Here is a 22,382-nt window from a genome sequence, read left to right on the forward strand (position 1 = left end):
TTTCCAACCTTTGCCAGTAGAAATCCAGACTTTCACCGGCAAAACACCATGACAAATCAACAATGACGGCCGCATAATATTCACCCCCGCTGGCCAGTCACCTGTTCAACAATCAACTATAAGGGTGAGGTCTACTGGGACTGATTGCGAAAGGAACTCCTCCTCTTGCACCGCCCACATGTCCCACCACTCCGCGAAATCTGGATCACGAGACAGCGCCCGACGCTTGCGTATGTGCGCAGCGCAATCGATCCGTACGCTAAGGGCAGGGCCACGCAGCCGAGCCGCAGCTACCGAAGCCGCAGTAACCGCCCCGACGCCTTCCACGATCAACGGCTCCCCGGGATCTAACGACACCCACTGGCCGGGCTCTGAAAGCTCCCAATTCCAGCGTCGAAAACCTGGCTGATCCAAACGCAGCACATCGCGCGCCACCATCTGCGCCCCCGCAGCAAGGCCCCACCAGCCCGGATAGAAGTCATCCATGTGCACGACACGCCAGCCCAGTTTGCAGCCCAGTTCAGTGGCATACGTCGTCTTTCCCGATCCCGAGCGACCATCGACCAAAATAGTAGGCGCTACCATTTAAGCCCCCAGGAAACGGAACTCGCCTACATACACAGCCACCACGATCGATAAGATTCCGCAGCATAAGGCCACTGCAAGCACCACCCAATCGATGAACGAGAGCGTCGATACGCGCGCATGCGACCGTGGCGTTTCCCCACCGAAACCGCGTGCTTCCATCGCCGTGGCCAGCTTGGTGCCACGCCGAATCGCGAGCACCAGCAGAGAAAAAGCCATTCCCAGAGCGCCCCGGATACGTCCCACGTCAGCCACTCCCCTCGCGCGACGCGCCCGTGCCAATGCCGCCCAGTCACGCTGGAAGAGAGTCATGAGCCGAACCCCTGCCACGCTGCCGATCACAAAGCGTTCCGGAAGTTTCCATACCTGCGCCAGACCGTCACCGAGTTCCGTTGGATCGATCCCGCGAGTCAACACGATCACCGGCAGGGCGACCGCGAGAATGCGGAGCATGATCGCAACAGCCAACTGCAAGGAATTGTCCGTGACATGGGCGAACGCGAAGGAAAAATACTCGTGGCCCTCCGGGCGACCGTACAGCGCCATCGATAGCCCCGCGATCGGAGTGGCAACGAAAATAGGCACAGCGCGCTTAAGCAACACCCACCAGCTCATGCCGCACAGGGGCGCATAGACCAAGATGAGGGCCAGCGCCACCGTGGCCGACACCCAGTCCACGCTCAGCAACAACGGTGTGGTGAACAGCAGCAACGCCCCCAGCCGAGTCACGGGATTAGTGTTTGCCAGGACGTTCACTTGCACACCTCGATCCTATGATCGCCGAGCAGCCGAATGTATAAGTCATCGTGGGTAATCGCGGCGACAGCAGTTCCGCTAGCTGTCAGTTCGCGAAGCAACTGCACCAGCTGCAAGAAGGTCCGCCGGTCCTGACCAAAAGTCGGTTCATCCAATATGAGCACCCGCGGAGTGCTCACCAACGCCGTCGCGACAGAAAGCCGACGTTTCTGGCCACCCGAGAGCGTAAACGGATTCGCGGCAGCCAAATGCGCCAGCCCTAACCGCTCCAGCAGCTCACCGGCTTTATCTTTAGCGTCTTGGGGCGCAGGAGGCAGCGAGGACCAGGGCCACCTACGCCCAGCACCGCGCGCCCGGGCAGCAAGCAGCATCTCCTGCTCCACCGAGCTGGTCAGAAATTGGTGTTCTGGGTCCTGGAATACAAACCCAATCCGCTGCGCGAGCGTCGCCGAACTCCACTTATGCGGCAGGCCGTTAAAACCGGTCACCGTCACTTCTCCCGACAGCGGTGGCAGCAAACCAGCCATCGTCAAAGCCAGGGTGCTCTTCCCGGCCCCATTTGCACCGGTGATCACCGTCGATGCTCCTTCCGGTAAAACCACAGAATGGGGTGCGCCAACCGGGGTGGACCATCCCACCACGAGGTCTTGAGTGCGTAGCGCGGGAGAGCCAGGGGGCACCAGCGATCCAGTCAGGGGCTCTGCCAGGTACCTTTCCGGCACCCACATACCCGCCTCGGCCAACTCGGTGCCGTGGCGGTCAAAGAGTTCGGGCAGTGGGGCGTCGTAAAGCAGCGTGCCTTCCTTGCTGATCACCAACCCCCGCGTTGCCACATCCAGCCACGTCGAAACTTGATGCTCCACCACAATCAGTGTGGCACCAGTCTCCGTAACCACATCCGCGATGGCCCGCTGCACGTCCCGAACTCCCTCGGGGTCCAGATTCGCCGTCGGTTCATCCAGAACGATGAGCCGAGCCCCCATCGCGATCACACCGGCCAACGCCAGACGCTGCTTCTGCCCGCCGGATAACTGTGCGGTCGGGTGGTCCAAGGGCAGATCCAAACCAACCAGCTGAAGTGCTTTCGGTACTCGCCGCCAGATCTCCTCGCGGCTGACACCGAGATTCTCGCAGCCAAACGCCACATCATCCCCCACGCGGGAGGCGATCACCTGCGAATCCGGGTCCTGGAGCACCATCCCCACCAGACCACGAGCCGCCGGATCCCGAACATCCAGGCCATCGACGGTCAAAGAGCCATAAAAATCACCCTCGTCGTCCCCGCCCAACACCCCGGCGATCGCGGTCAGCAACGTCGACTTCCCCGCGCCCGACTCACCCATAAGCAGCACGCGCTCCCCCGGCGCGATCTCAAAACTTATATCGTGCAGCGCGGGCTTTTTCCGGCTAGCGTGACGCCACCCAAAGCCACGCGCCATCACACCTGCGCCACGCATAGCGACGTTAAACCAGTTTTCGCTGTTCGCGTCCTGCCGCAAAGCGATCAAGGGCGCCAGTAGCCGCCAAAGCTCGCATCAGAATAAACCCGACCACACCGGCGAGGATCGCACCGGAAATAGTGAGGGAAATCAGGTAGATCAAGTTGAACGTCGCGCCCTTAGCTAGGTTGCCGAACACCAACAGCTCAATGACGAACGCACCCCACGCAGCACCGATACCAGCGGAAATCGAGTTAACAATATTGAAGTGTCGGTACGCGAAGATCAGGAACACCAGCTCAGCTCCCAAGCCCTGCGCGAGTCCTGACCAGAGTGTCTCAATTCCCCACTGGTTGCCCAGCAATGCCGAGACGATGGCGGCCAGAACCTCAACAAAAACCGCGGCACCAGCCTTGCGAATGATCAGTCCGCCGAGCACACCGCCCAGCAACCAAATACCTACCGCAACGCCACCAAATCCCGGAGTCAGCGCATTCATCGCCTCGTACCAGGCATATCCTGCTGAGTTCCATACGAAGAAAATGAGGCCGCAGGCCACGCCCAGTACAACGGCCACCAAAATATCAACAACGCGCCACTTAGCCACGTCTTTCCTCCCTCTCGCCGGCATTACCCGGATCAGGTGCTACGGTTCACACGTTTCGTGTATCTCAGCCTTCGTCGCGCGATTGCGCTCAGGCACCCGTGTAGTTCACTTTTATGCGAAAATTACTCTATCAGTCTTGGGAAGCAGCGTATTGTTCGCTCCCGGGTTCCCCGTCACTGCGACGCCATGTCACGACCAGCTCGTCTTTCGCGCCGAATCGCACCAGGTGCGATCCCACTACCTTCTCGAAGCGGGGGATCAACCGTTCCGGGGCCTCAATGTGGATAAGGAGGGTGGATTCGGCGGCAACGAGACTGACCTGAATGCGACCGTCGAAAGCCTTCTTGGGATTGTCGGCCTCTGCCCCTTCACCGATGAACGTGATGTTTCCGCAACCGTCGTCGCTGCTCCAGTGGCCTTCATTGGTTGCACTGAAGTGCGACACTAATTGCTTGGCGTAGCGTGCTGGGCGTGCGGTTGCTACCCGTGCTGTCGTCGTTGCGTGTACTTCTCCAGTCATGCACACAGTGTAGTAGGTTTGGGTAACCTAACCCTAATTATCGGGTGGTAGGCTCATTGTTTCCTCCTGGTTAACCGCACGAATCGCTGCCAGCCAGGGTAAGATGTGCGTTTGGTTTTGTTGCCGATGAAAGGGACGTGTGATGGCTGGCGGACTCGCTGCTTTGCTTGATGATGTCGCTGCGATTGCTAAAGTTGCCGCCGCCAACGTCGATGATGTCGCGGTCAATGCTGCGAAGACCAGCGCGAAGGCCGCTGGCGTGGTTGTTGACGACGCCGCTGTCACTCCGCAGTATGTGAGTGGGGTGACACCCGCCCGGGAAATTCCGATCATTTGGCGGATCGCCAAGGGTTCTCTGGTGAACAAGTTGGTGTTCATCCTGCCGGTAGCGCTCGCGCTGAGCGTGTGGGCGCCGTGGGCGCTGACCCCGATTTTGATGCTTGGTGGCTCCTTCCTGTGCTTTGAAGGCATGGAAAAGGTCATCGAGAAGTTCTCCGGAGATCACTCGCATGCCGCTTCTGTACAAACAGAGCCGCAGGATGAAAACAAGTTGGTGCGCAGCGCCATCACCACCGACCTCATTTTGTCCGCAGAAATCATGGTGATTTCCCTCAATGCCGTCACTGATCTCAGCTTCCCTATGCGCACCGCCGTACTCGTCTTGGTCGCCATCGGCATCACCCTCCTGGTATATGGGGCGGTGGGGCTGCTGGTGAAGATGGACGATATCGGCCTGCGGATGGCAGCGCGGGAGGATGCCGGCTCGCAGAAAATGGGCCGCGCGCTTGTCGACGCCATGCCCAAACTCCTCACCGCTATCGCTGTGATCGGCACCTTTGCCATGCTGTGGGTCGGTGGGCACATTGTGCTTGTTGGCCTCGCAGAGCTGGGATGGACACCGCTTTATGGCTTCGTCCACCACCTGGAAACCATGGTTCCCGCAGGCTTCCTCGCTTGGTGCGTTAACACCTTTTTCTCGTTGATCCTGGGCGCGGTGTGGGGCGGTATCATCGCCGGGATTGTCCATGTCACCCCACTCAAGCGATCCCACTAATTGCCCCCTAGGCAAAGAGCAGCAGGCTGATGGCCATGATCGCCATCCCGACGATCAACCCATAAATAGCAGCGTGGTGGCGCCCCGTCGCAACGGCAGTGGGGAGCAGTTCATCTATTGAGATGAACACCATGATTCCCGCCACGGCACCAAAAGCAATCCCTAGCGTCATCGGTCCGAGCAGCGGCAAGAGCAGCAGGAATCCCACCAGCGCGCCGATGGGCTCTGCCAATCCTGTAAGCGCCGCCCAAGTAAATGCGCGTTTGCGGGAACCCGTCGCCTGCCACATCTGGATCGCCACAGCGATACCCTCCGGGATGTTGTGAAGGGCAATAGCGGCGGCAGTCATAATGCCCATATTCCCGAGCTTCCGCACATCCACCCCACCGGCTTCATGCTGCTCAGGGGGGTTAACAACATCCGGCACAAGGCGGTCAATCAGGGCAATGAGCAGGACACCGCCGAAAAACGCTGCCACTGCAGCAGCCTCTCCCCTGTCACCAAAAGCCTCAGACAAATTCTGCGTCGCTTTTGGCACAATCTCCGCGAAGGATACCCACAGCATCACGCCAGCCGAGAAACCGAGGGACGTGGCCAGAAAGCGATCGGAAAGCTGCTTCTTTTTGAGCACGACGAGTCCACCGATGGCCGTCGATAAGCCCGCGGCTAGGGTGAGCGCAAACGCGATGAGGAGCTGAGTTGCCATAATGCCTTCACATGAAGGCAGAGAGCAATAATGATACGCAACTTCATTTTTGATATGGGTAGCCACGATAATCAGCTGGCTGCCGTCATGGCTTACTAAAGTCTCGTTTTCTAGAGACACACCCTCTCGCAGGAAACATCATTCAACACGTTCAACAATATAAAAACAGTTGATTTATCGCTTAACCTGCAGCGGGAAGCTCTTCCAGGTATCTTCACCCTCTTGAATTTCTCCTCTTCCATCAAAAAGTCCCTCGGTTTGGAAAAGGCCCAGACCACTGCTGATCAAACCCCAGCGAGATCCCCAGCTGCACCGGAAAATCCACCCCTCGACCCGATGTTCGTTATAAACGATTGCGTAAACCCAGCGATCATTGAAATACTCCGCGATGTTGTTGAGGGGCCAGAAATTGACGTGATTCACGGACACATCACTTTCGACGGTCACCTGCGCGTGTCTGCGGTCAACAATCTCGTCCGGAACGATATTCCAGTTCAAACGACCTTAGAAACTATCAATCGAGCAAACAAGCTGCTCGTGCCACTGAGTCAGATGCCTGCTGACCAGAAGTTCACTGCTATTTCTTTCAACTTTAGCGGCGGGCGCCTGCAGACGAACATGAAATACCCAGAGTAAATTCCACCTTTAAACGATAACGGTTGTGCAACAGACTCCAGATAGATGGGTTCGCTCTCAGCGAGCCGAAGTTGTGATCAGCGGCTAGCATTCCTTCAATCCGTTTTACCTAACATTTCAAGGACATTTTATGAAGCGCACCTTCGCCGCATTGGTGGTCAGCTCTGCCGCCATGCTACTACTAGCCGGATGCAACCCACTGGACAGTCTGCCCATCCCCGGCAAGGAAAAGAAGACCGAGGAAACCACCGCCGCTGCCGCCCCATCCCCCACCAACCAGCCAAGCACGACAAAGAGTACCCCCACTAGAACCTCCACGCCGAAGACATCATCTTCCAAAGAACCCACGTCCCGAGCGTCCACTCCACAGCCGACGCCAACTACGGAGAAAATGGATGCCAAGCTACGGGGCGCGCTGGAAGCTCTGCTCGAGCCAGACCTCACCAATCCGAAGACCGATCGCACGTCAGGCACTTTACACTTCGATAAAACCACTGGCGAACTTACTTCGATCACCAACTACAAGGTCAATGACGTACCAAAGGACGTTCCGGCAGAACGTCTGGATGAAGTTCGCACCAAGATCAAAGGCTGGAAACCAAAGGGCGTGGACAAGGTCCGCCTACTGGAATTCGATTTCGAAAACAACTTCATTAGCGCCGAGTATTTCGGCTAACCACCCAGCTGTTTCCCAGTCCGCGACGTCTTTTGGGCGTCGCGTTTCTGGGTTAAGTAGCAAAATGTGTGTCCGGTCGGCATTGCTGCTTCACTTCTGGGGGCTCTGATCACGGCCCCTGAAGTTTCTTACTAAAACCCGGGAAGCATTCCCCGGATCTCGGGCCGAAATTAGTGAAATAGCAGGTGTGAAGCCTAAAAGATCACCGAGACCCGGGGAACGCTTCCCGGGTTTTGCGGAGTTAAGCAGCACAAGGGTGCGAACCTGCGGTTCAGACTCCTTCGGGAGATACCTCACGAGCCTGCAGTATCGGTCATTGCGGTTGAGCTGACAACATAAGCATGGAAGGCCCGGAAGGTTGCTGCGTGTGTGTGATCAGCTTTGGTTTTGGTGGCCGAAGCGCCACCTAGTGGCGCCGTTGTTTTTGCTTTTGTCCCAGGCAGACGGGGCATCGGGGTCGGTTTTTGGTCACCGGAGTTAGGTAACCGCACCTGTTAGCACAGGTGCGGTATCACTCGCGGTATTGAACAAGGATTGTGCGTTTATAAGACCTCAAGCAATATAAAACATGCATTTGCATACCTTGACCAGGACCTATCGCGGACAACAGACACACTTTCTGCTACCTAACCCGCATTTCTCATGCATCGAAACCTCAGTCGCATCAGCGATTGAACTCACCTAGCCCTGGAAACTTTTGCAACCAAACCTTAAGCGGACACTTGGACAGCCTGACCACGGGCACCGATGGTTCCACCAGCGGGTCAGGACCTGTTTACCGGAAAAATCACAGTACAGGCCAACTAGCAGTGGATCCTCAGATCGTCTGCTAGTACGTGGCTAATAACTGCTCCCAATTCACCGAGACCGATAAACCAATTGGGATTGATGGTCCAGTTCGTCGATAAGCCACAGCAGACTTCCCTGACACCGACGGTTTCTCCTCACTGGAAATTCCAGTGCGGGAGCAACCTTCGGGAATCCTGCGGCGGACTACCGCAACTCGGTGAGCTTTGGGCTGTTAGCCACCGATCTTGAAGTCGCAGACATCGCCATCCTGCATGACGTAGTCTTTGCCTTCCATGCGCATCTTGCCCTGCGCTTTCGCTTCGGCGAGCGAGCCACACGCGTCCAAGTCATCGAAGGAAACGATCTCAGCCTTGATGAACTTCTTTTCAAAGTCCGTGTGGATAACACCAGCAGCCTGTGGCGCGTGGGAACCTTGTTTGATGGTCCACGCACGGGATTCCTTCGGCCCCGCGGTCAGGTAGGTTTGCAGCCCAAGGGTGGCAAATCCAGCTTTGGCTAAAGTAGCCAGGCCCGGCTCGGTCTGCCCAACGGATTCCAGCAGCTCCAGCGCTTCTTCCTCGTCTAGTTCCAGCAAGTCCGTTTCGGTTTTCGCGTCCAGGAACACGGCTTCCGCTGGCGCAACGAGGGCACGCAGTTCGTCCTTACGCGCTTCATCCGTGAGGACTTCCTCATCAGAGTTGAACACGTAAAGGAACGGCTTCGCGGTCATCAAGTGTAGATCGCGGACAAGAGTGAGGTCAATCTCGCCGTTCTTGGCTGCAGCGAACAGGGTGCGGTCGTCTTCCAGAATCTCCTGCGCGGTCTTCGCAGCAGCGACATTGTCGGCCAGCGACTTGTCCTTCTTCGCTTCCTTCTCCAGGCGTGGCAACGCCTTCTCAATCGTCTGCAAGTCCGCGAGAATAAGCTCTGTATTAATGACGGAAATATCGGTGGAAGGATCGACGCGACCGTCCACGTGAATAACGTTGTCGTCGGAAAATGCCCGCACAACCTGGCAAATCGCATCAGCTTCACGAATGTTCGCCAGGAAAGCATTACCCATGCCTTCTCCCTCGGACGCACCCTTGACGATGCCGGCAATATCTACGAAGGAAACGGTTGCTGGAAGGATTCGTTCCGATCCGAAAATCTCAGCAAGCCGGGTCAGGCGATGATCCGGAAGCTCGACTAGGCCAACATTCGGCTCGATGGTGGCGAATGGGTAGTTCGCTGCCAGCACATCGTTACGAGTAAGGGCATTAAAAAGAGTGGACTTGCCGACGTTGGGCAAACCGACGATTCCAAGAGTAAGGCTCACGGCTACTCATCCTAGCAAGCCTTCACGTGCGCCCCGGCTACCTGCCGACCATAATCCGCTAGAGTTTCGAGTGAGAAGTGCTACGACTTAGCTAAAGGAGAGTCACGTGAGCCCGGATGAGCACCACGATGATTCAGGTTTGCCACCCGTTGAGGACACCTCCTGGACTTTTGACGAACTCTCCTCTAGCGATCACATCGATCGCTCGCTGATCATCGCTGAGGGACTCAAGGAATTCGCTAGTTGGTGCCTGCGACTGCTCATCATCGCAGCAGCCACATACGTGACGTGGTTCATTGGCAAGCAGGTGTGGCAGGGTCTTCTACCGGTCACTTTCGCCATCATCGTCTGTTCCGTCCTCTGGCCCCCGACGCGAAGGTTGCGCCAAATCGGCCTCCCAGCAGGCGTGGCGGCGTTAACGACGATACTGGCCACCCTCGCCATCTTCGGCGCGGTTATCGCGGCGATGGCCCCAAGTATCGGTCGGCAATCCCAGACGCTGTACCTGCAGACCTATGAGTTGTTGCTACGCGCCCAGCTCACGCTTCAAGGACCGCCGTTCAATTTGGAATACGACGACCTGAACGATCTGTTCAACAGCGCCGTCACCTGGCTGCAACAACGCTCCGGCCAGATTGCTACCGAGGTGTTTTCCGGCCTCGGCACTATGTCAGTCGTGCTCGTCACGCTCGGCGTGGTCCTAGTGCTTACCTTCTTCTTCTTGAAAGACGGCGATAAGTTCCTGCCCTGGCTGCGCAACATCTCCGGCGAGCGCGCTGGCCTGCACCTCACAGAGTTACTGTCACGCATGTGGCAGACCTTGTCCGGCTTCATTCGCGCTCAAGCCATTGTCTCGCTTGTCGACGCCATCTGCATCGGAGCCGGGCTGCTCATCATCGGGGTTCCTATGGCCCTGGCTCTGGCAACCCTGACCTTCTTCGCCGGCTTTATCCCTATCGTGGGCGCTTTCGTGGCTGGCGCCTTGGCCGTGCTCATTGCGCTGGTGTCCTTGGGGCTGACCAAGGCGGTCATTGTGCTGGTACTAGTCGTTGCTGTCCAGCAGCTGGAGGGCAACATCTTGTCTCCGATGCTGCAGTCCAAAGCGATGAACCTCCATCCCGTGATCGTCCTGGTGTCAGTCACGCTCGGTGGCAGTTTATTCGGCATCATCGGCGCGTTCTTGGCGGTTCCTGTGGCTGCCATGATCGCGGTTTTCTTCCGCTACTTGAATGACATTATTGCGCTGCGCGCTGGGGAAAAGACCACTTCCGAAATTGAATTTGCCACCCAAGATCACGCTATGCAGGTGAAGTGGAGCGCGGAGTTTGGCCGGTTGTTCCGCGATGGCGGGTTGCCGCGCATGCTCGTGCCACGGCAAGCCGCAGAGCCGAACAAGCCTGCGGGGGCAGAATCGGAGGAGGAATCCACAATCTTAGGGCGAGCTGGAAAAATAACGACATCTATCGCACGTATGTTCCCCAAAATAGGGCGAAAATAGTTCCGTGTCCGGGCGGTGTGCCATGGTGAACACATGACTTCCACCATGGCGCTGTTCATCTTTCTCCTTCTTGGCCTCGGGATCGGCATAGTTTTAGGCTGGGCTCTGCGCAGCTCACGACCATCGGAGCGCGACCAGCAGCTCCTGTCTGCACTCGTCCGGGACGGCAACATAGACAGCATTTCCAAATCACTTACGCCGTTAGAGAAGGCCATGGGAACGCTGAGTGGCCAGGTTCGCGACATGGAGATTGAGCGTGCGGAAACTTTTGCCCAGCTGTCTGCGCAGGTTCAGGCCATGAACCGAACGTCCCTGATGCTTTCGGACCGAACCGATAAACTGGTCACTGCATTGCGCGCCCCACAAGTCAGGGGACGGTGGGGCGAGATGCAACTGGAACGGGTGGTGGAGCTTTCCGGGATGGTTAAGCATTGCGACTTCGACACCCAGGTCAGCACTGCCGACAACGCCGTTCGCCCCGATGTGGTGATCCGGATGTCAGATGGCCGCAACATTGTGGTCGATGCGAAGGTCCCTTTCCTCGCCTACCTAGACGCGCTGGACACCACAGATCCCGAAGAGCACCAGGCCCACCTACGCAGGCATGCCAATCACCTCCGGACGCATATTACGCAGCTGTCGGGGAAAAACTACGTGCGCCATTTTCAACCCACCCCTGAGTTCATCGTGTTGTTCGTCCCCGCCGATCCTTTCCTAGACGCTGCACTCTCGATCGACAACGAGCTACTGGAGTATGCCTTTTCACGAAACGTTGTGCTTGCCACCCCCACCACCTTGGTCGCGTTGCTCAGAACCGTCGGGTTGGGGTGGCAACACAGCGCACTGAGTGATACTGCTGCGGAAATCCAGAAACTAGGCAGTGAACTCTACCGACGGTTGGGCACATCGGCAGAACATCTCCATAAGCTCGGCACTTCCCTAAACAAATCCGTCGAAGTTTTCAACCAAACCGTGGCATCTCTTGACAGTCGCGTTTTCGTCACCGCACGTAAGCTTCACGAACTCGATGCGTTGCCGAACAGCGGGGGGCAGCCTCCCACCCTGCCCTTTGTAGACATGCGAGCGCGTGAACCACGTCAAACGCAAGAGTAAAAAGTGACGTTTTCGCTAGGAGCAGCCCGCGTTGTTTTCGCTATTTGACAGTGCGAGTCGGTAGACTTAACTCCCGTGTCTCACCTTTCCACAGCTACGCCACGCGTTCGCCGCTCCGCCCAGTCGTCAGCGTCCCGTGGGTTGTCGCTATGGACGGCGCTGTCTCTCTCGATCGCATGCCTGCTCACCGGACTACTGCTCAGTTTGAGCGCGGGAGAAATCTCCTGGATACATTTGGCTTGCTTTGGAGTGGGTGCCATCGGCACTACGGCATTTGTGAAGCACAGCGCGCTGTACCTCAACGTGGCTTCTCAGCCTCTGTTGTTCGGAATCATCACTCCCCTCACTTCCTGGCTTATCGCGCGTAGTGACCTGGCCGGTGATTCAGATCAGTTCTCCAAGACGATGCTGCTGTCATCGATTTATCCTCTCGCTGAACAGTTCCCGGCGCTCCTGGCCATCACCGCCGTAACAGTGCTCATGGCACTGTGGCGGCTTCATACAGCAAAGAAGAAATACCAAGCCAGGATGGCGCAGCTGCAGCGACAGCGGAGGATCGCTGCACGCAGCGAACGCCATAATCGGGAGACCACCACGCGTGTCCGCCGGGTGGCTAGTCGCCCGCGGCGCAGCGAGTTGGCCCCTGAGGAGCGAATCCCGTTCTCCGATCTGATCAAGGACGTCGACAAGCGCTCAGAGCGCCGTCGCCCACTACGCCGGGCACCACTTACGGAAACGGCCCGCACTGACCGTCCAACGCGACGCAATAATCCAGCGGCCTCAGGTGTGCCGAAAACAGAACGGCCGGCCCCGCGACGAGGCTCTCGCCCCGAGCAGAAGCCGGCGCATCGGTCGCTCAGTGACGACCTCTACAGCTAGCTAGCGCTTCTCGCGATTAGCTGGCCGCAGATCACGTGGCAGCGAGAAAACGATTTTCTCGGCAGCGGTGACTACTTCTTCCCTATCGTGGAAACCGAACTTCTCCAGGTGCTCCAGTACGTCACGCACCAGGATTTCGGGGACGGAAGCGCCGGACGTAATGCCGACGGTGGTGACCCCGTCCAGCCACTGCTCTTCAATTTGCGAGGCATAGTCGACCAGGTAGGAGGCTTGCGCACCATTTTGCAGGGCGACTTCCACCAGTCGCTTGGAGTTGGAAGAGTTCTGGGAACCCACCACGATGACGAGCTCACACTTCGGAGCGATGGCTTTCACCGCAACTTGGCGGTTTTGGGTGGCGTAGCAAATGTCGTCGCTAGGCGGATCGATGAGGTTCGGGAATTTTTCCTTCAGCTTGGTGACGATCTCCATAGTTTCATCCACGGAAAGCGTGGTCTGGGACAGCCACACCAGTTTTTCGTCTTCTCCGAAGGAAAGCTTGTCCACGCCTTCCACCCCGTCGACTAGGTGAACAACGTCAGGAGCTTCTCCCGCGGTGCCTTCTACTTCCTCGTGCCCTTCATGCCCAATGAGCAGGATTTGGAAGCCGTCGCGCGCAAATCGCTTGACCTCGTTGTGCACCTTGGTCACTAGTGGGCAGGTCGCGTCGAGGGTATTCAGGTTGAGCTGACGGGCCTCTTCGTGGACCGCAGGGCTTACGCCGTGAGCAGAAAATACCAAGTGCGCACCCTCTGGTACTTCGGTGGTCTCATCGACGAAAACCGCGCCTCGCTCGGCCAAGGTATCCACAACATAGCGGTTGTGCACAATTTCTTTGCGGACGTATACCGGTGCGCCGTATTTATCCAGCGCACGCTCCACTGTTTCTACTGCGCGGTCCACTCCCGCGCAGTAGCCGCGAGGAGCCGCCAGCAACACTTTTTTGGTCAAGGTTTGCGTCATGCTGCCTAGCGTACCCAGCTATGGCAGAAAAGGCCTAGAATTGCACTTAATTGTGTATGTTTCGCATAACGTTTGAGGGGGATAATGAGCGCGGCAACGACGCCGGATAGCCCGTGGCCGGTGCGGGAAGTAAACGCCAAGGTGAAGGCGTGGATTGAGAAGCTGGGCCATATTTGGGTGGAGGGTCAGCTCACCCAGGTTAATGTGAAGCCGACGTGGAAGCTTTCCTATTTAACGCTTCGGGATCCGGAGGCTGAGGCGAGCGTGCAGCTGACCTGCCCCACCAGCTTGATCCAGGGCTTCCCTAGTCCGCTGAAGGATGGCGACCGTGTGGTGGTCTATGGCAAGCCCGCGTTTTATGCTGGGCGCGGTTCGTTTTCCCTGTGGGTGACGGATATCCGCGCAGTGGGCGTCGGCGAGCTGCTCGCGCGTATCGAACGGTTGCGGCAGCAGCTCGCGAGCGAGGGGCTTTTCGACGCCGATCGCAAGAAGCCGCTCCCCTTCCTCCCGAATCGGGTGGGCCTCATCACTGGCCGTGGTTCTGCCGCGGAACGCGATGTGCTGGCGGTATCGCAATCTCGTTGGCCCGAGGTGCAGTTTGAGGTCATAAACACGGCGGTGCAAGGGGCCAGTGCAGTTCCGGAGATCATTGAAGCGTTGGAGAAGCTGGATGCCAACCCTGCTGTGGATGTGATCATTATTGCCCGAGGTGGCGGTTCCGTGGAGGACCTGCTTCCGTTTTCCGAGGAAGCACTGCAGCGGGCAGTCGCTCAGGCAACCACTCCGGTGGTATCCGCTATTGGACACGAGCCGGATAACCCGGTGCTCGATAACGTGGCAGATCTGCGCGCGGCAACCCCAACGGATGCTGCGAAGAAAGTGGTTCCTGACGTGGCCGCTGAGCGCCAACTCGTTGCCGAGCTGAGGTCTCGAAGTCGCGCCGCGCTCCGTGGCTGGGTAGAGCGAGAGTCGCGAGGTTTAGCGAATATTCGCAGCCGCCCGGTGCTGGCCAACCCGCACTCCCTTATTGAAGTGCGAGCAGAAGAAATCGCGCGGGCTGTGAAGTATCTGCGACGAGAAATCACCACGGCGCTCAAGTCCGCCAAAAACGAAACTGCCGCACTGCGTGCCCAGATCAGCACGCTCGGCCCAGCGGCTACCTTGGCACGAGGCTATGCCGTAGTGCAGGTGGTGCCGCGTGATGGGTCCCCAGCCGAGGTCGTCACCACGGTGGAGCAGTCTCCCCCGGGCAGCCAACTCCGGATCCGGGTCGGTGATGGTGCCATCGTCGCCGCTGCAATGTCTGCACAGAAATCAAATTAGGAGAAAACTCGCATGAATACTGACGTTATTGGCTCTGGTGCCGCAGGTAACAACGCTTTTCCGCCCGTGGAATCGCTGAGCTATGAAGCTGCTCGTGATGAACTCATTGAGACGGTCAAGATTCTTGAACTCGGACAGATGGGGCTAGATGAGTCTCTCAAGTACTGGGAACGTGGCGAGGCGCTAGCCAAGCGCTGCGAGGAACATCTCGCGGGCGCATCACGACGCGTTGAAGCGGCGCTTGGGAACGTAGAAAACTAGTTGCTGCCTTTGCCAGGCAGTGGCTCTGCTTGCAGGGTATTCCGGGCGATAGTCTCGAATTCAGCGGGGCCTGCTGTTCCCGAAAAAATGAGCCGGACATCGCCTAGGTCAGCAGCCCAAACGTCACGCACGTTCTTTTCCTGGGAGGTATAGATTCGGAACTCCTGGCCGTCGATAAGCTGCGCCTGCTGCTCCGTACGTCCGTGCTCGTCTACGTCCTGCACCGCCTTGTCCAGCGGCTGGTCAGTCTGCATGAGCTGCAGATAAGCCCCCTCCTGGGTAACCCAACCGACCACGGTCGCCGGTTGCTTGTTCACCGTGGTGCGACGTGCGGAGTTCGTAGTCCACCCCTCCGGAGTCTCCGGCAGGCGCAACGGAAAATTCATCGCGCGTGCTTCCATACTGAAAATCTGCGTGGCATCCACCTTCTGAACCGGGCCGTTTTCCGGCGTCCCACGGTCGAAGCTACACATCCCGGTGAAGGCCACCATCGGCACCATCAATCCGACAACCACCAGCAACGACACCACGATGTCGCGAGAATCTTGAAAAATACGAGGTTTCTGATCAGCCACGGAAAACAGTATGGCAGATCGACAACCACGATGGTGAACTGTGTCCACCCACCTAACGTGATGCACGACTCCCCTCATAAGGTGGTGGAAACCAAACACAGACACCGAAAACTTTGGAAGAATAGACACATAGCCGTTTGTTATGACATCTAGCAGCACTGGTGTTTAGCAAAAGACTGCATCTACATCCAAATAAGCCACGTGGAGGCCTTGTCAGTATGAATAACCCGGAAATCCCAGATCGTAACCTAGCAATGGAGCTCGTCCGTGTCACGGAGGCTGCAGCATTGGCCTCTGGCCGCTGGGTCGGTCGCGGTATGAAAAACGAGGGCGATGGCGCGGCTGTCGACGCTATGCGCCAGCTGATTAACTCGGTGAATATGAAGGGTGTCGTCGTCATTGGTGAGGGCGAAAAGGACGAGGCCCCAATGTTGTTCAATGGCGAAGAAGTCGGTACCGGCTTCGGCGCTGAGGTGGACATCGCTGTTGACCCTGTGGACGGCACCACGCTGATGGCAGAAGGTCGCCCAAACGCTATCTCCGTTCTGGCCGCTGCTGAGCGTGGCACGATGTACGACCCATCGGCAGTCTTTTACATGAAGAAGATTGCCGTTGGCCCGGAGGCCGCCGGCAAGATTGATATCACCGCTCCTGCGCTGCACAACATCGAGGTTGTGGCTAAGGCAAAGGGCATTGCAAAGTCCGATGTCACCGTGGTGGTTCTCGACCGTCCCCGTCACGTCGACCTCATCAAGGAAATCCGCGAAGCTGGCGCGAAAGTCCGCCTGATTTCTGACGGTGACGTGGCTGGTGCCGTCGCCGCCGCCCAGAACTCTAACTCTGTGGACATCATGATGGGCACCGGCGGCACCCCAGAGGGCATCATCACCGCCTGCGCCATGAAGTGCATGGGTGGCGAGATCCAAGGCATGCTGGCACCGAAGGACGACGCAGAGCGAGAAAAGGCTATCGCTGCTGGACATGACCTTAATCGAGTCCTGTTCACCAATGACCTCGTCTCTTCCGACAACTGCTACTTCGTCGCTACCGGTGTGACCAACGGCGACATGCTGCGTGGCGTGTCCTACCGCGCTAACGGCGCAACCACCCGTTCTTTGGTCATGCGTTCCAAGTCCGGCACGATTCGCTTCATCGAATCCGTCCACCAGCTCCAGAAGCTGCAGGAATACTCCGTGGTGGATTACACTCGCTAAGCCGAGCTCTTGCTTAAACCCGTCACTTCGATGACGGGCTTTTAAGTTTCTTTGACTATCTGGGGTTAAGGGACAAAATGTGCGTCCGGTCGGGCGTTTTTGTGTTGTTACTTCACCCCTGGGGGCGCTGATCACGGCCCCTGAAGTTTCTTACTAAAACCCGGGAAGCATTCCCCGGATCTCGGGCCAAATATAGTGAAATAGCAGGTGTGCAGCCTTAAAAATCACCGAAACCCGGGGAACGCTTCCCGGGTTTTGCAGGGTTACGTAACACAATTTGCCCCTTAACCCCAGATTGTTCCGCAGTCCCGTAGGGTTCCCCAATCCTGCGACGCTTCATCGGCGCATCAGGTTTGTTGCCACCCGTTACCCCTGTTAGCCGAGGCCATTTCCACTCCAAAAACTGAGACCCCGGTCATAATTGCAAATTAATGCCCCACTCGTCCACACCGGCTGAGGTTTTGAGTCATACTAGAGGAAGTGGCTTGGATACGCACGTGTCCGGCCAGATGTTATATCCATGTGTTATATCCATCGACAAAAGGTGAAATATATGACTGAGCAGGAATTCCGCATCGAACACGACACCATGGGCGAGGTCAAGGTCCCTGTCAACGCTCTGTGGCGCGCCCAGACCCAGCGCGCAGTGGAGAACTTCCCAATCTCCGGCCGTGGCCTGGAGGCACAGCAGATCCGCGCTATGGGTCTGCTGAAGGCCGCTTGTGCGCAGGTAAACAAGGACAAGGGCCTGCTGTCTGATGAGTTCGCGGATGCCATCATCGCCGCTGGTAAGGAAATCGCAGAGGGTAAGCACAACGCTGAGTTCCCGATCGATGTCTTCCAGACCGGTTCCGGCACCTCCTCCAACATGAACACCAACGAGGTCATCGCTTCGATCGCGAAGGCAAACGGCGTGGAGATCCACCCGAACGACCACGTCAACATGGGCCAGTCTTCCAACGACACCTTCCCTACCGCCACCCACGTGGCTGCCACCGAAGCTGCCGTCAATGACCTGATCCCAGGCCTGAAGGTGCTGCACGCTTCCCTGCTGAACAAGGCGAAGGAATGGAAGGACGTCGTTAAGTCCGGCCGCACCCACCTGATGGATGCCGTTCCTGTGACCTTGGGCCAGGAGTTCGCTGGTTACGCACGTCAGATCGAGGCTGGCATCGAGCGCGTTGAGGCCACCCTCCAGCGTCTGGGCGAGCTGCCAATTGGTGGCACCGCAGTGGGCACCGGCCTGAACACCCCTGCTGACTTCGGTGCGCTGGTCACCGAAGAGCTGAAGAAGCTCACGGGTGTGCAAGAGCTGCGTGAGGCCAAGAACCACTTCGAGGCACAGGCTAACCGCGATGCGCTCGTCGAGTTCTCCGGCGCGATGCGTACCATCGCGGTATCCCTGAACAAGATCGCTAACGACATCCGCTGGATGGGTTCCGGCCCGCTGACCGGCCTGGGCGAGATTCACCTCCCAGACCTGCAGCCTGGTTCCTCCATCATGCCGGGTAAGGTCAACCCAGTTCTCTGTGAGACCGCAACCCAGGTCGCAGCTCAGGTTGTTGGTAACGACGCCGCTGTGGTCTTCGGTGGTTCCCAGGGCGCGTTCGAGCTGAACGTTTTCATTCCGCTGATGGCACGTAACGTCCTCGAGTCTGCACGCCTGCTGGCTAACACCTCTCGTGTGTTCGCAGAGCGCCTCGTCGACGGCATCGAGCCAAATGTGGAGCGCATGCGCACCCTGGCTGAGTCTTCCCCATCCATCGTTACCCCGCTGAACTCTGCGATCGGCTACGAGGCTGCTGCGAAGGTCGCCAAGACTGCGCTCAAGGAAGGCAAGACCATCCGCCAGACCGTGATCGATCTCGGTTTCGTTGACGGCGAGAAGCTGACCGAGGAAGAACTGGACAAGCGTCTGGACGTCCTCGCAATGGCAAACACGGACCGCGATAACTTCTAAGTCCCACACAACTAATGTCGGATGCGCTCAGTGCGTATCCGGCATTGTTATTTTTTGTGGTCTGCTGTGACCCCAAAGGTCATTTCAGCCAGGATCTTCGCCTCTGATTCTTTGAGGTAGCGCGTCAGCACCGTGGTTGCCTTGTCCACGTTTCCTTTCACGAGGGCAGAAAGGATCTCCCGATTACGCTCGATGAAGGGACGGTGCATTTCTTCAACGCTGGCAGCTGCCAAGAATGCTAGGCGGGCATGCGCCATGACCAAGGTGAGGTTGTCATTAAGCCGAGGAATGCCCGCGAGCGAGACCAGGTGGTGGTGAAAGCTGTTGTTATGGGTGCCAACCTGCGCCCAGTGCCCGGCGCGAGCTGCTTGTTCCGCCGCAGTGATGGCTTGGTTCATGCCGCGAAGTGCCGCTTCAGTGCGGGACACATCGAGACCGAAATACTGCAAGGCACCGAGTTCGATGAAGCGTCGATAGGCGAAGAGCTCAACGATATCGCGGGCACTAAGAGACCTGACGAATACGCCCCGGTGAGGGATTTGTTCGATGAGGCCGTCGCGCGCAAGGAGGCGGAACGCTTCCCGAAGTGTGTTGCGCGACACGCCAAGCTCGGTGGCGAGTGGGATCTCCAGGATTTTTCCACCCGGAGAGAACTCGCCAGAGAGAATCTTGTCGGTGATACGCTGCGCCAGCTGGATCGGGGTCGCTTTCATGGCTCTATGTTAAACAATTTTGCGACGTTCGTCACACGTGTTGCATTAAATTGTTCGCCCCCGTTTCTTATTGTGCCCTACGCCACACTCGAGCTATAATGGCGCCAATTTGTTCAACAAGAGGAAGGGGATCGGTAGTGATGAGCCCATCTTTAGCACAATCGGCCGCGAGTGCCACCACCCGAAGCGCCATCCTGGGCGCCATCTTCCTCATGGCCACGAGTGCCATCGGCCCGGGTTTCCTCACCCAGACCGCGGTTTTTACCGCTCAGCACGGGGCGGCTTTCGCCTTTGCCATCCTGGTGTCGATCATTATCGACGTTGCGGTGCAGATGAATGTGTGGCGCGTTATCGGCGTCAGTGGTTTGCGCGCCCAAGAGCTGGGTAACCGGGTAGTGCCCGGTTTGGGGTGGGTGCTCGCTGCGTGCATCGCCATTGGTGGCTTGGTCTTTAATATCGGCAATATTGCTGGCGCTGGTCTGGGCACCAACGCCATGTTTGGGGCTAACCCAAAGATCGGTGGCACCATCACCGCGGTCTTGGCCATCACGATCTTCCTGGTCAAACGGCTCGGCGCGGGGCTGGACAAACTGTTGGTCCTCCTCGGGCTCGTCATGATGGCACTGACGCTATACGTCGCGATTGTTTCCCATCCCCCGGTGGGCCAAGCTCTGAAGAATTCGGTGCTTCCGGAAGAGGTCAGCATGCTCACCATCACGACCCTGGTTGGCGGCACGGTGGGAGGGTACATCACTTTTGCAGGAGCGCACCGCATGCTGGATTCCGGCAATTCTGGGGTGGAACATGTGCATGATGTGGCCAAGTCGTCTATCACCGGCATCTTGCTTACCGGCGTGATGCGCGTGCTGCTGTTCCTCGCGGTGTTAGGGGTAGTTGCTGGTGGCGCGGTGCTGGATACGAAGAACAACCCTGCCGGTCAGGCATTTGAGATCGCTGCCGGGGAACTCGGGCTGCGGTTCTTCGGTGTCGTGCTTTGGGCTGCGGCACTATCGTCCATTATCGGCGCAAGCTACACATCTGCCACGTTCCTCGTTAAAGGTGGGGCCGACAGTCGCCGCACACAAAACATCATCACCATCGTGTTCATCTTGCTCAGCTGCACAGCTTTTGTCATTCTGGGCACCGCCCCGGCCACCCTCATGGTCTTCGCGGGCGCTTTCAACGGGTTGGTCCTCCCTGTCGGCTTCAGCGTGGTGTTGTTTGTGGCGTTGTTTCGCAAGCAGGATCTACTCCACGGGTACCGCTACCCCACGTGGCTCATCGTGGTGGGGCTCGCCGGATTGGCTATCGCGTGGTATTTGGCTTGGGTGTCTGCCGACAAGGCCTTTGCCCTGTTGTTTTAGCGGATTGAGGAGCGTTAACAGTGTTTGATCTCAATAGCGATCTGGGAGAAAGTTTCGGTGCTTACACCATTGGCGGTGATGCTCAAGTTCTTGACCTGGTATCGAGCGCCAATGTTGCTACCGGCTTCCACGCCGGGGATCCGTTGGTGATGGCGCAAACGGTGGCAATGGCCGTCGATAAGGGCGTGCGTGTGGGGGCGCATGTGGGTTACCGTGACCTCGCGGGGTTCGGCCGACGCGAGATGGAGTACGATCCTGGGCTGCTCGCCGCAGAGACGACGTACCAAATCGGAGCGCTCCAAGCGATCGCGCGGGCGCAAGGCACTGCGGTGACGTATGTGAAACCTCATGGCGCGTTATATAACCGCATCGCTCATGACAGCGTGCAGGCCAGCGCAGTTATTCAGGGCATTAAGGACGCAGATCCCACGCTGAAGCTGATGGGGCTGGCTGGGTCCAGTGTCCTCCGCTGGGCGCAGGAGGCTGGGCTTGGGGTCATCGCAGAGGCGTTTGCGGACCGAGCTTACACTGCGGGCGGAACGTTGGTCCCGCGCTCGACGCCCGGCGCCGTCCTTCACGACGCCCAAGCTGCCGCGAGCCAGGCCGTCAACCTGGCTCTGGGGGAACCCATCACCGCCATCGATGGCTCGAGGATCCTCGTGGCGGCAGAATCTCTGTGCGTCCATGGGGATAATCCCACGGCGCTGCTCCTGATCAAGGAAATCCGGGCGGCGCTGGCTGCCGAAGGCATTGAGGTTGGCCATGCTGATTAAACCGTGTGGCGATCAGGCCCTGATCGTCGATGTCACCGAAGACGACGCCGAGGCTACCGGGCTCAGCCTGTTGCGCACTGTCCTACGCTTGCACGACATCGTGGCATCGTGGCGCACGCCTGGGGTTGTGGACTTGGTCCCAGCCTCGCAGACACTGCTGATCATGCTCGATACCTCACGGCTGCTCCCGACGGACATGAAGCGCATGCTGCTGGAATGCGACCTCACAGCAGCCCCCGCAGCAACAGCTCGCAGCAGCCAAGACGTGACCGTGCCAGTGCGTTACGACGGCGCAGACCTGCATTCGCTAGCTGAGACTTTGGGCTGGTCCCCGGAAGAGCTGGTGCGCCGCCACACAGAGACGCATTGGACAGCCGCATTCGGCGGCTTTTCCCCTGGTTTCATGTACCTCGTACCCGATGCTGTCTGGCCTACGGTGCCACGTCTTGAGTCGCCTCGTGCGTCGATCCCTGCTGGCGCAGTGGGGCTGGCCGGTGAGTTTTCCGGTGTTTATCCCCAAGCGTCCCCTGGTGGCTGGCAGTTGATTGGCACGACGGACAATGTTATGTGGGATCCCCACAGGAAGGACAGGCCTGCAGCAATTTGCCCTGGCGATACGGTCAAATTCGTGGAGGTCACCCCGTGTTCAAAGTGATTAAT

23 protein-coding genes are annotated in these 22,382 nt (G+C 58.0%); 13 read left to right on the plus strand and 10 right to left on the minus strand.

The genetic code is table 11. From position 1 onward, the window contains the following. Nucleotides 1–105: 105 nt before the first annotated feature. The 5 genes from HW450_RS02750 to HW450_RS02770 form a co-directional block, all read right to left on the minus strand. On the minus strand, nucleotides 106–585 hold the full coding sequence (locus tag HW450_RS02750; RefSeq protein ID WP_182386498.1) for a nucleoside/nucleotide kinase family protein: 480 nt from the start codon (nucleotides 583–585) through the stop codon (nucleotides 106–108). Further along, nucleotides 586–1,341: an energy-coupling factor transporter transmembrane component T family protein gene (locus HW450_RS02755; protein ID WP_182387298.1), complete on the minus strand. Its 756-nt coding sequence runs from the start codon at nucleotides 1,339–1,341 to the stop codon at nucleotides 586–588. After that, nucleotides 1,338–2,798, minus strand: a complete 1,461-nt coding sequence (locus HW450_RS02760; protein WP_182387296.1) for an ABC transporter ATP-binding protein — start codon at nucleotides 2,796–2,798, stop codon at nucleotides 1,338–1,340. Before HW450_RS02760 ends, HW450_RS02755 begins: the two co-directional genes overlap by 4 nt. A gap of 7 nt (nucleotides 2,799–2,805) precedes the next feature. Beyond that, nucleotides 2,806–3,411, minus strand: a complete 606-nt coding sequence (locus HW450_RS02765; protein ID WP_182386499.1) for an ECF transporter S component — start codon at nucleotides 3,409–3,411, stop codon at nucleotides 2,806–2,808. 106 nt (nucleotides 3,412–3,517) lie between these two features. Then, the gene (locus tag HW450_RS02770) at nucleotides 3,518–3,907 is read right to left on the minus strand and encodes a DUF2218 domain-containing protein (RefSeq protein WP_182386500.1); all 390 of its coding nucleotides are present in this window, start codon (nucleotides 3,905–3,907) and stop codon (nucleotides 3,518–3,520) included. A gap of 142 nt (nucleotides 3,908–4,049) precedes the next feature. Here HW450_RS02770 and HW450_RS02775 point away from each other — a divergent pair, with 142 nt between their 5' ends. Then, a complete protein-coding gene (locus HW450_RS02775; protein WP_182386501.1) occupies nucleotides 4,050–4,961 on the plus strand; it encodes a DUF808 domain-containing protein in 912 nt (303 codons plus the stop codon). A gap of 7 nt (nucleotides 4,962–4,968) precedes the next feature. Here HW450_RS02775 and HW450_RS02780 read toward each other — a convergent pair whose 3' ends face one another. Then, the gene (locus HW450_RS02780; RefSeq protein ID WP_220463916.1) at nucleotides 4,969–5,670 is read right to left on the minus strand and encodes a ZIP family metal transporter; all 702 of its coding nucleotides are present in this window, start codon (nucleotides 5,668–5,670) and stop codon (nucleotides 4,969–4,971) included. A 333-nt stretch (nucleotides 5,671–6,003) separates the two neighbouring features. Here HW450_RS02780 and HW450_RS02785 point away from each other — a divergent pair, with 333 nt between their 5' ends. Together HW450_RS02785 and HW450_RS02790 are read left to right on the plus strand one after the other, a co-directional pair. Beyond that, nucleotides 6,004–6,303, plus strand: a complete 300-nt coding sequence (locus HW450_RS02785) for a hypothetical protein (RefSeq protein WP_182386503.1) — start codon at nucleotides 6,004–6,006, stop codon at nucleotides 6,301–6,303. A gap of 130 nt (nucleotides 6,304–6,433) precedes the next feature. After that, nucleotides 6,434–6,979 (plus strand): hypothetical protein, encoded by a 546-nt coding sequence (locus tag HW450_RS02790; RefSeq protein ID WP_182386504.1) that lies wholly within the window; start codon nucleotides 6,434–6,436, stop codon nucleotides 6,977–6,979. Between the two features lie 1,021 nt (nucleotides 6,980–8,000). On the opposite strand, the gene ychF is transcribed toward HW450_RS02790, so the two are convergent. Next, a complete protein-coding gene (ychF, locus tag HW450_RS02795; protein ID WP_182386505.1) occupies nucleotides 8,001–9,086 on the minus strand; it encodes a redox-regulated ATPase YchF in 1,086 nt (361 codons plus the stop codon). 106 nt (nucleotides 9,087–9,192) lie between these two features. On the opposite strand from ychF, the gene HW450_RS02800 reads away from it, so the two are divergent. The 3 genes from HW450_RS02800 (at nucleotide 9,193) to HW450_RS02810 (ending at nucleotide 12,576) form a co-directional block, all read left to right on the plus strand. Beyond that, nucleotides 9,193–10,584, plus strand: coding sequence for an AI-2E family transporter (locus HW450_RS02800; protein WP_182386506.1), 1,392 nt, complete (start codon nucleotides 9,193–9,195; stop codon nucleotides 10,582–10,584). Nucleotides 10,585–10,617: 33 nt separating this feature from the next. Further along, on the plus strand, nucleotides 10,618–11,697 hold the full coding sequence (locus HW450_RS02805; protein WP_182386507.1) for a DNA recombination protein RmuC: 1,080 nt from the start codon (nucleotides 10,618–10,620) through the stop codon (nucleotides 11,695–11,697). A 75-nt stretch (nucleotides 11,698–11,772) separates the two neighbouring features. After that, the gene (locus HW450_RS02810) at nucleotides 11,773–12,576 is read left to right on the plus strand and encodes a DUF6542 domain-containing protein (protein ID WP_182386508.1); all 804 of its coding nucleotides are present in this window, start codon (nucleotides 11,773–11,775) and stop codon (nucleotides 12,574–12,576) included. On the opposite strand, the gene HW450_RS02815 is transcribed toward HW450_RS02810, so the two are convergent. Further along, on the minus strand, nucleotides 12,577–13,539 hold the full coding sequence (locus HW450_RS02815; RefSeq protein WP_182386509.1) for a 4-hydroxy-3-methylbut-2-enyl diphosphate reductase: 963 nt from the start codon (nucleotides 13,537–13,539) through the stop codon (nucleotides 12,577–12,579). It abuts the gene before it with no gap. 84 nt (nucleotides 13,540–13,623) lie between these two features. Between HW450_RS02815 and xseA the strand changes: the two genes are divergently transcribed. Both xseA and HW450_RS02825 read left to right on the plus strand, forming a co-directional pair. After that, complete coding sequence (gene xseA, locus HW450_RS02820) at nucleotides 13,624–14,862, plus strand: exodeoxyribonuclease VII large subunit (protein WP_182386510.1); 1,239 nt, start codon at nucleotides 13,624–13,626, stop codon at nucleotides 14,860–14,862. Between the two features lie 12 nt (nucleotides 14,863–14,874). Beyond that, nucleotides 14,875–15,123 carry an exodeoxyribonuclease VII small subunit gene (locus tag HW450_RS02825; RefSeq protein ID WP_182386511.1) on the plus strand — a complete coding sequence of 83 codons (249 nt, stop codon included), beginning with the start codon at nucleotides 14,875–14,877 and terminating at the stop codon, nucleotides 15,121–15,123. Here the strand turns inward: HW450_RS02825 and HW450_RS02830 are convergent. Continuing rightward, nucleotides 15,120–15,698, minus strand: coding sequence for a DUF4245 domain-containing protein (locus tag HW450_RS02830; protein ID WP_182386512.1), 579 nt, complete (start codon nucleotides 15,696–15,698; stop codon nucleotides 15,120–15,122). The genes HW450_RS02825 and HW450_RS02830 overlap by 4 nt on opposite strands. Before the next feature lie 218 nt (nucleotides 15,699–15,916). Between HW450_RS02830 and glpX the strand changes: the two genes are divergently transcribed. After that, nucleotides 15,917–16,912 carry a class II fructose-bisphosphatase gene (gene glpX / locus HW450_RS02835; RefSeq protein WP_182386513.1) on the plus strand — a complete coding sequence of 332 codons (996 nt, stop codon included), beginning with the start codon at nucleotides 15,917–15,919 and terminating at the stop codon, nucleotides 16,910–16,912. Between the two features lie 553 nt (nucleotides 16,913–17,465). Then, nucleotides 17,466–18,872: a class II fumarate hydratase gene (locus tag HW450_RS02840; protein ID WP_182386514.1), complete on the plus strand. Its 1,407-nt coding sequence runs from the start codon at nucleotides 17,466–17,468 to the stop codon at nucleotides 18,870–18,872. Nucleotides 18,873–18,919: 47 nt separating this feature from the next. Here the strand turns inward: HW450_RS02840 and HW450_RS02845 are convergent, their stop codons facing one another. Further along, nucleotides 18,920–19,585, minus strand: a complete 666-nt coding sequence (locus HW450_RS02845; protein ID WP_182386515.1) for a GntR family transcriptional regulator — start codon at nucleotides 19,583–19,585, stop codon at nucleotides 18,920–18,922. Between the two features lie 140 nt (nucleotides 19,586–19,725). Between HW450_RS02845 and HW450_RS02850 the strand changes: the two genes are divergently transcribed. From HW450_RS02850 to HW450_RS02860, 3 genes are read left to right on the plus strand one after another with little or no spacing between them, the layout of a single operon-like run. Continuing rightward, complete coding sequence (locus HW450_RS02850) at nucleotides 19,726–20,949, plus strand: NRAMP family divalent metal transporter (RefSeq protein ID WP_232843308.1); 1,224 nt, start codon at nucleotides 19,726–19,728, stop codon at nucleotides 20,947–20,949. A gap of 20 nt (nucleotides 20,950–20,969) precedes the next feature. Next, on the plus strand, nucleotides 20,970–21,722 hold the full coding sequence (locus HW450_RS02855; protein WP_182386516.1) for a LamB/YcsF family protein: 753 nt from the start codon (nucleotides 20,970–20,972) through the stop codon (nucleotides 21,720–21,722). Next, entirely contained in the window at nucleotides 21,712–22,377 is a 666-nt protein-coding gene (locus HW450_RS02860; protein WP_182386517.1) for a 5-oxoprolinase subunit B family protein, read from the plus strand. Before HW450_RS02855 ends, HW450_RS02860 begins: the two co-directional genes overlap by 11 nt. The last annotated feature ends 5 nt before the right edge of the window (nucleotides 22,378–22,382 follow it).

This window comes from Corynebacterium hindlerae, assembly GCF_014117265.1.
GTDB classification, from domain to species: domain Bacteria; phylum Actinomycetota; class Actinomycetes; order Mycobacteriales; family Mycobacteriaceae; genus Corynebacterium; species Corynebacterium hindlerae.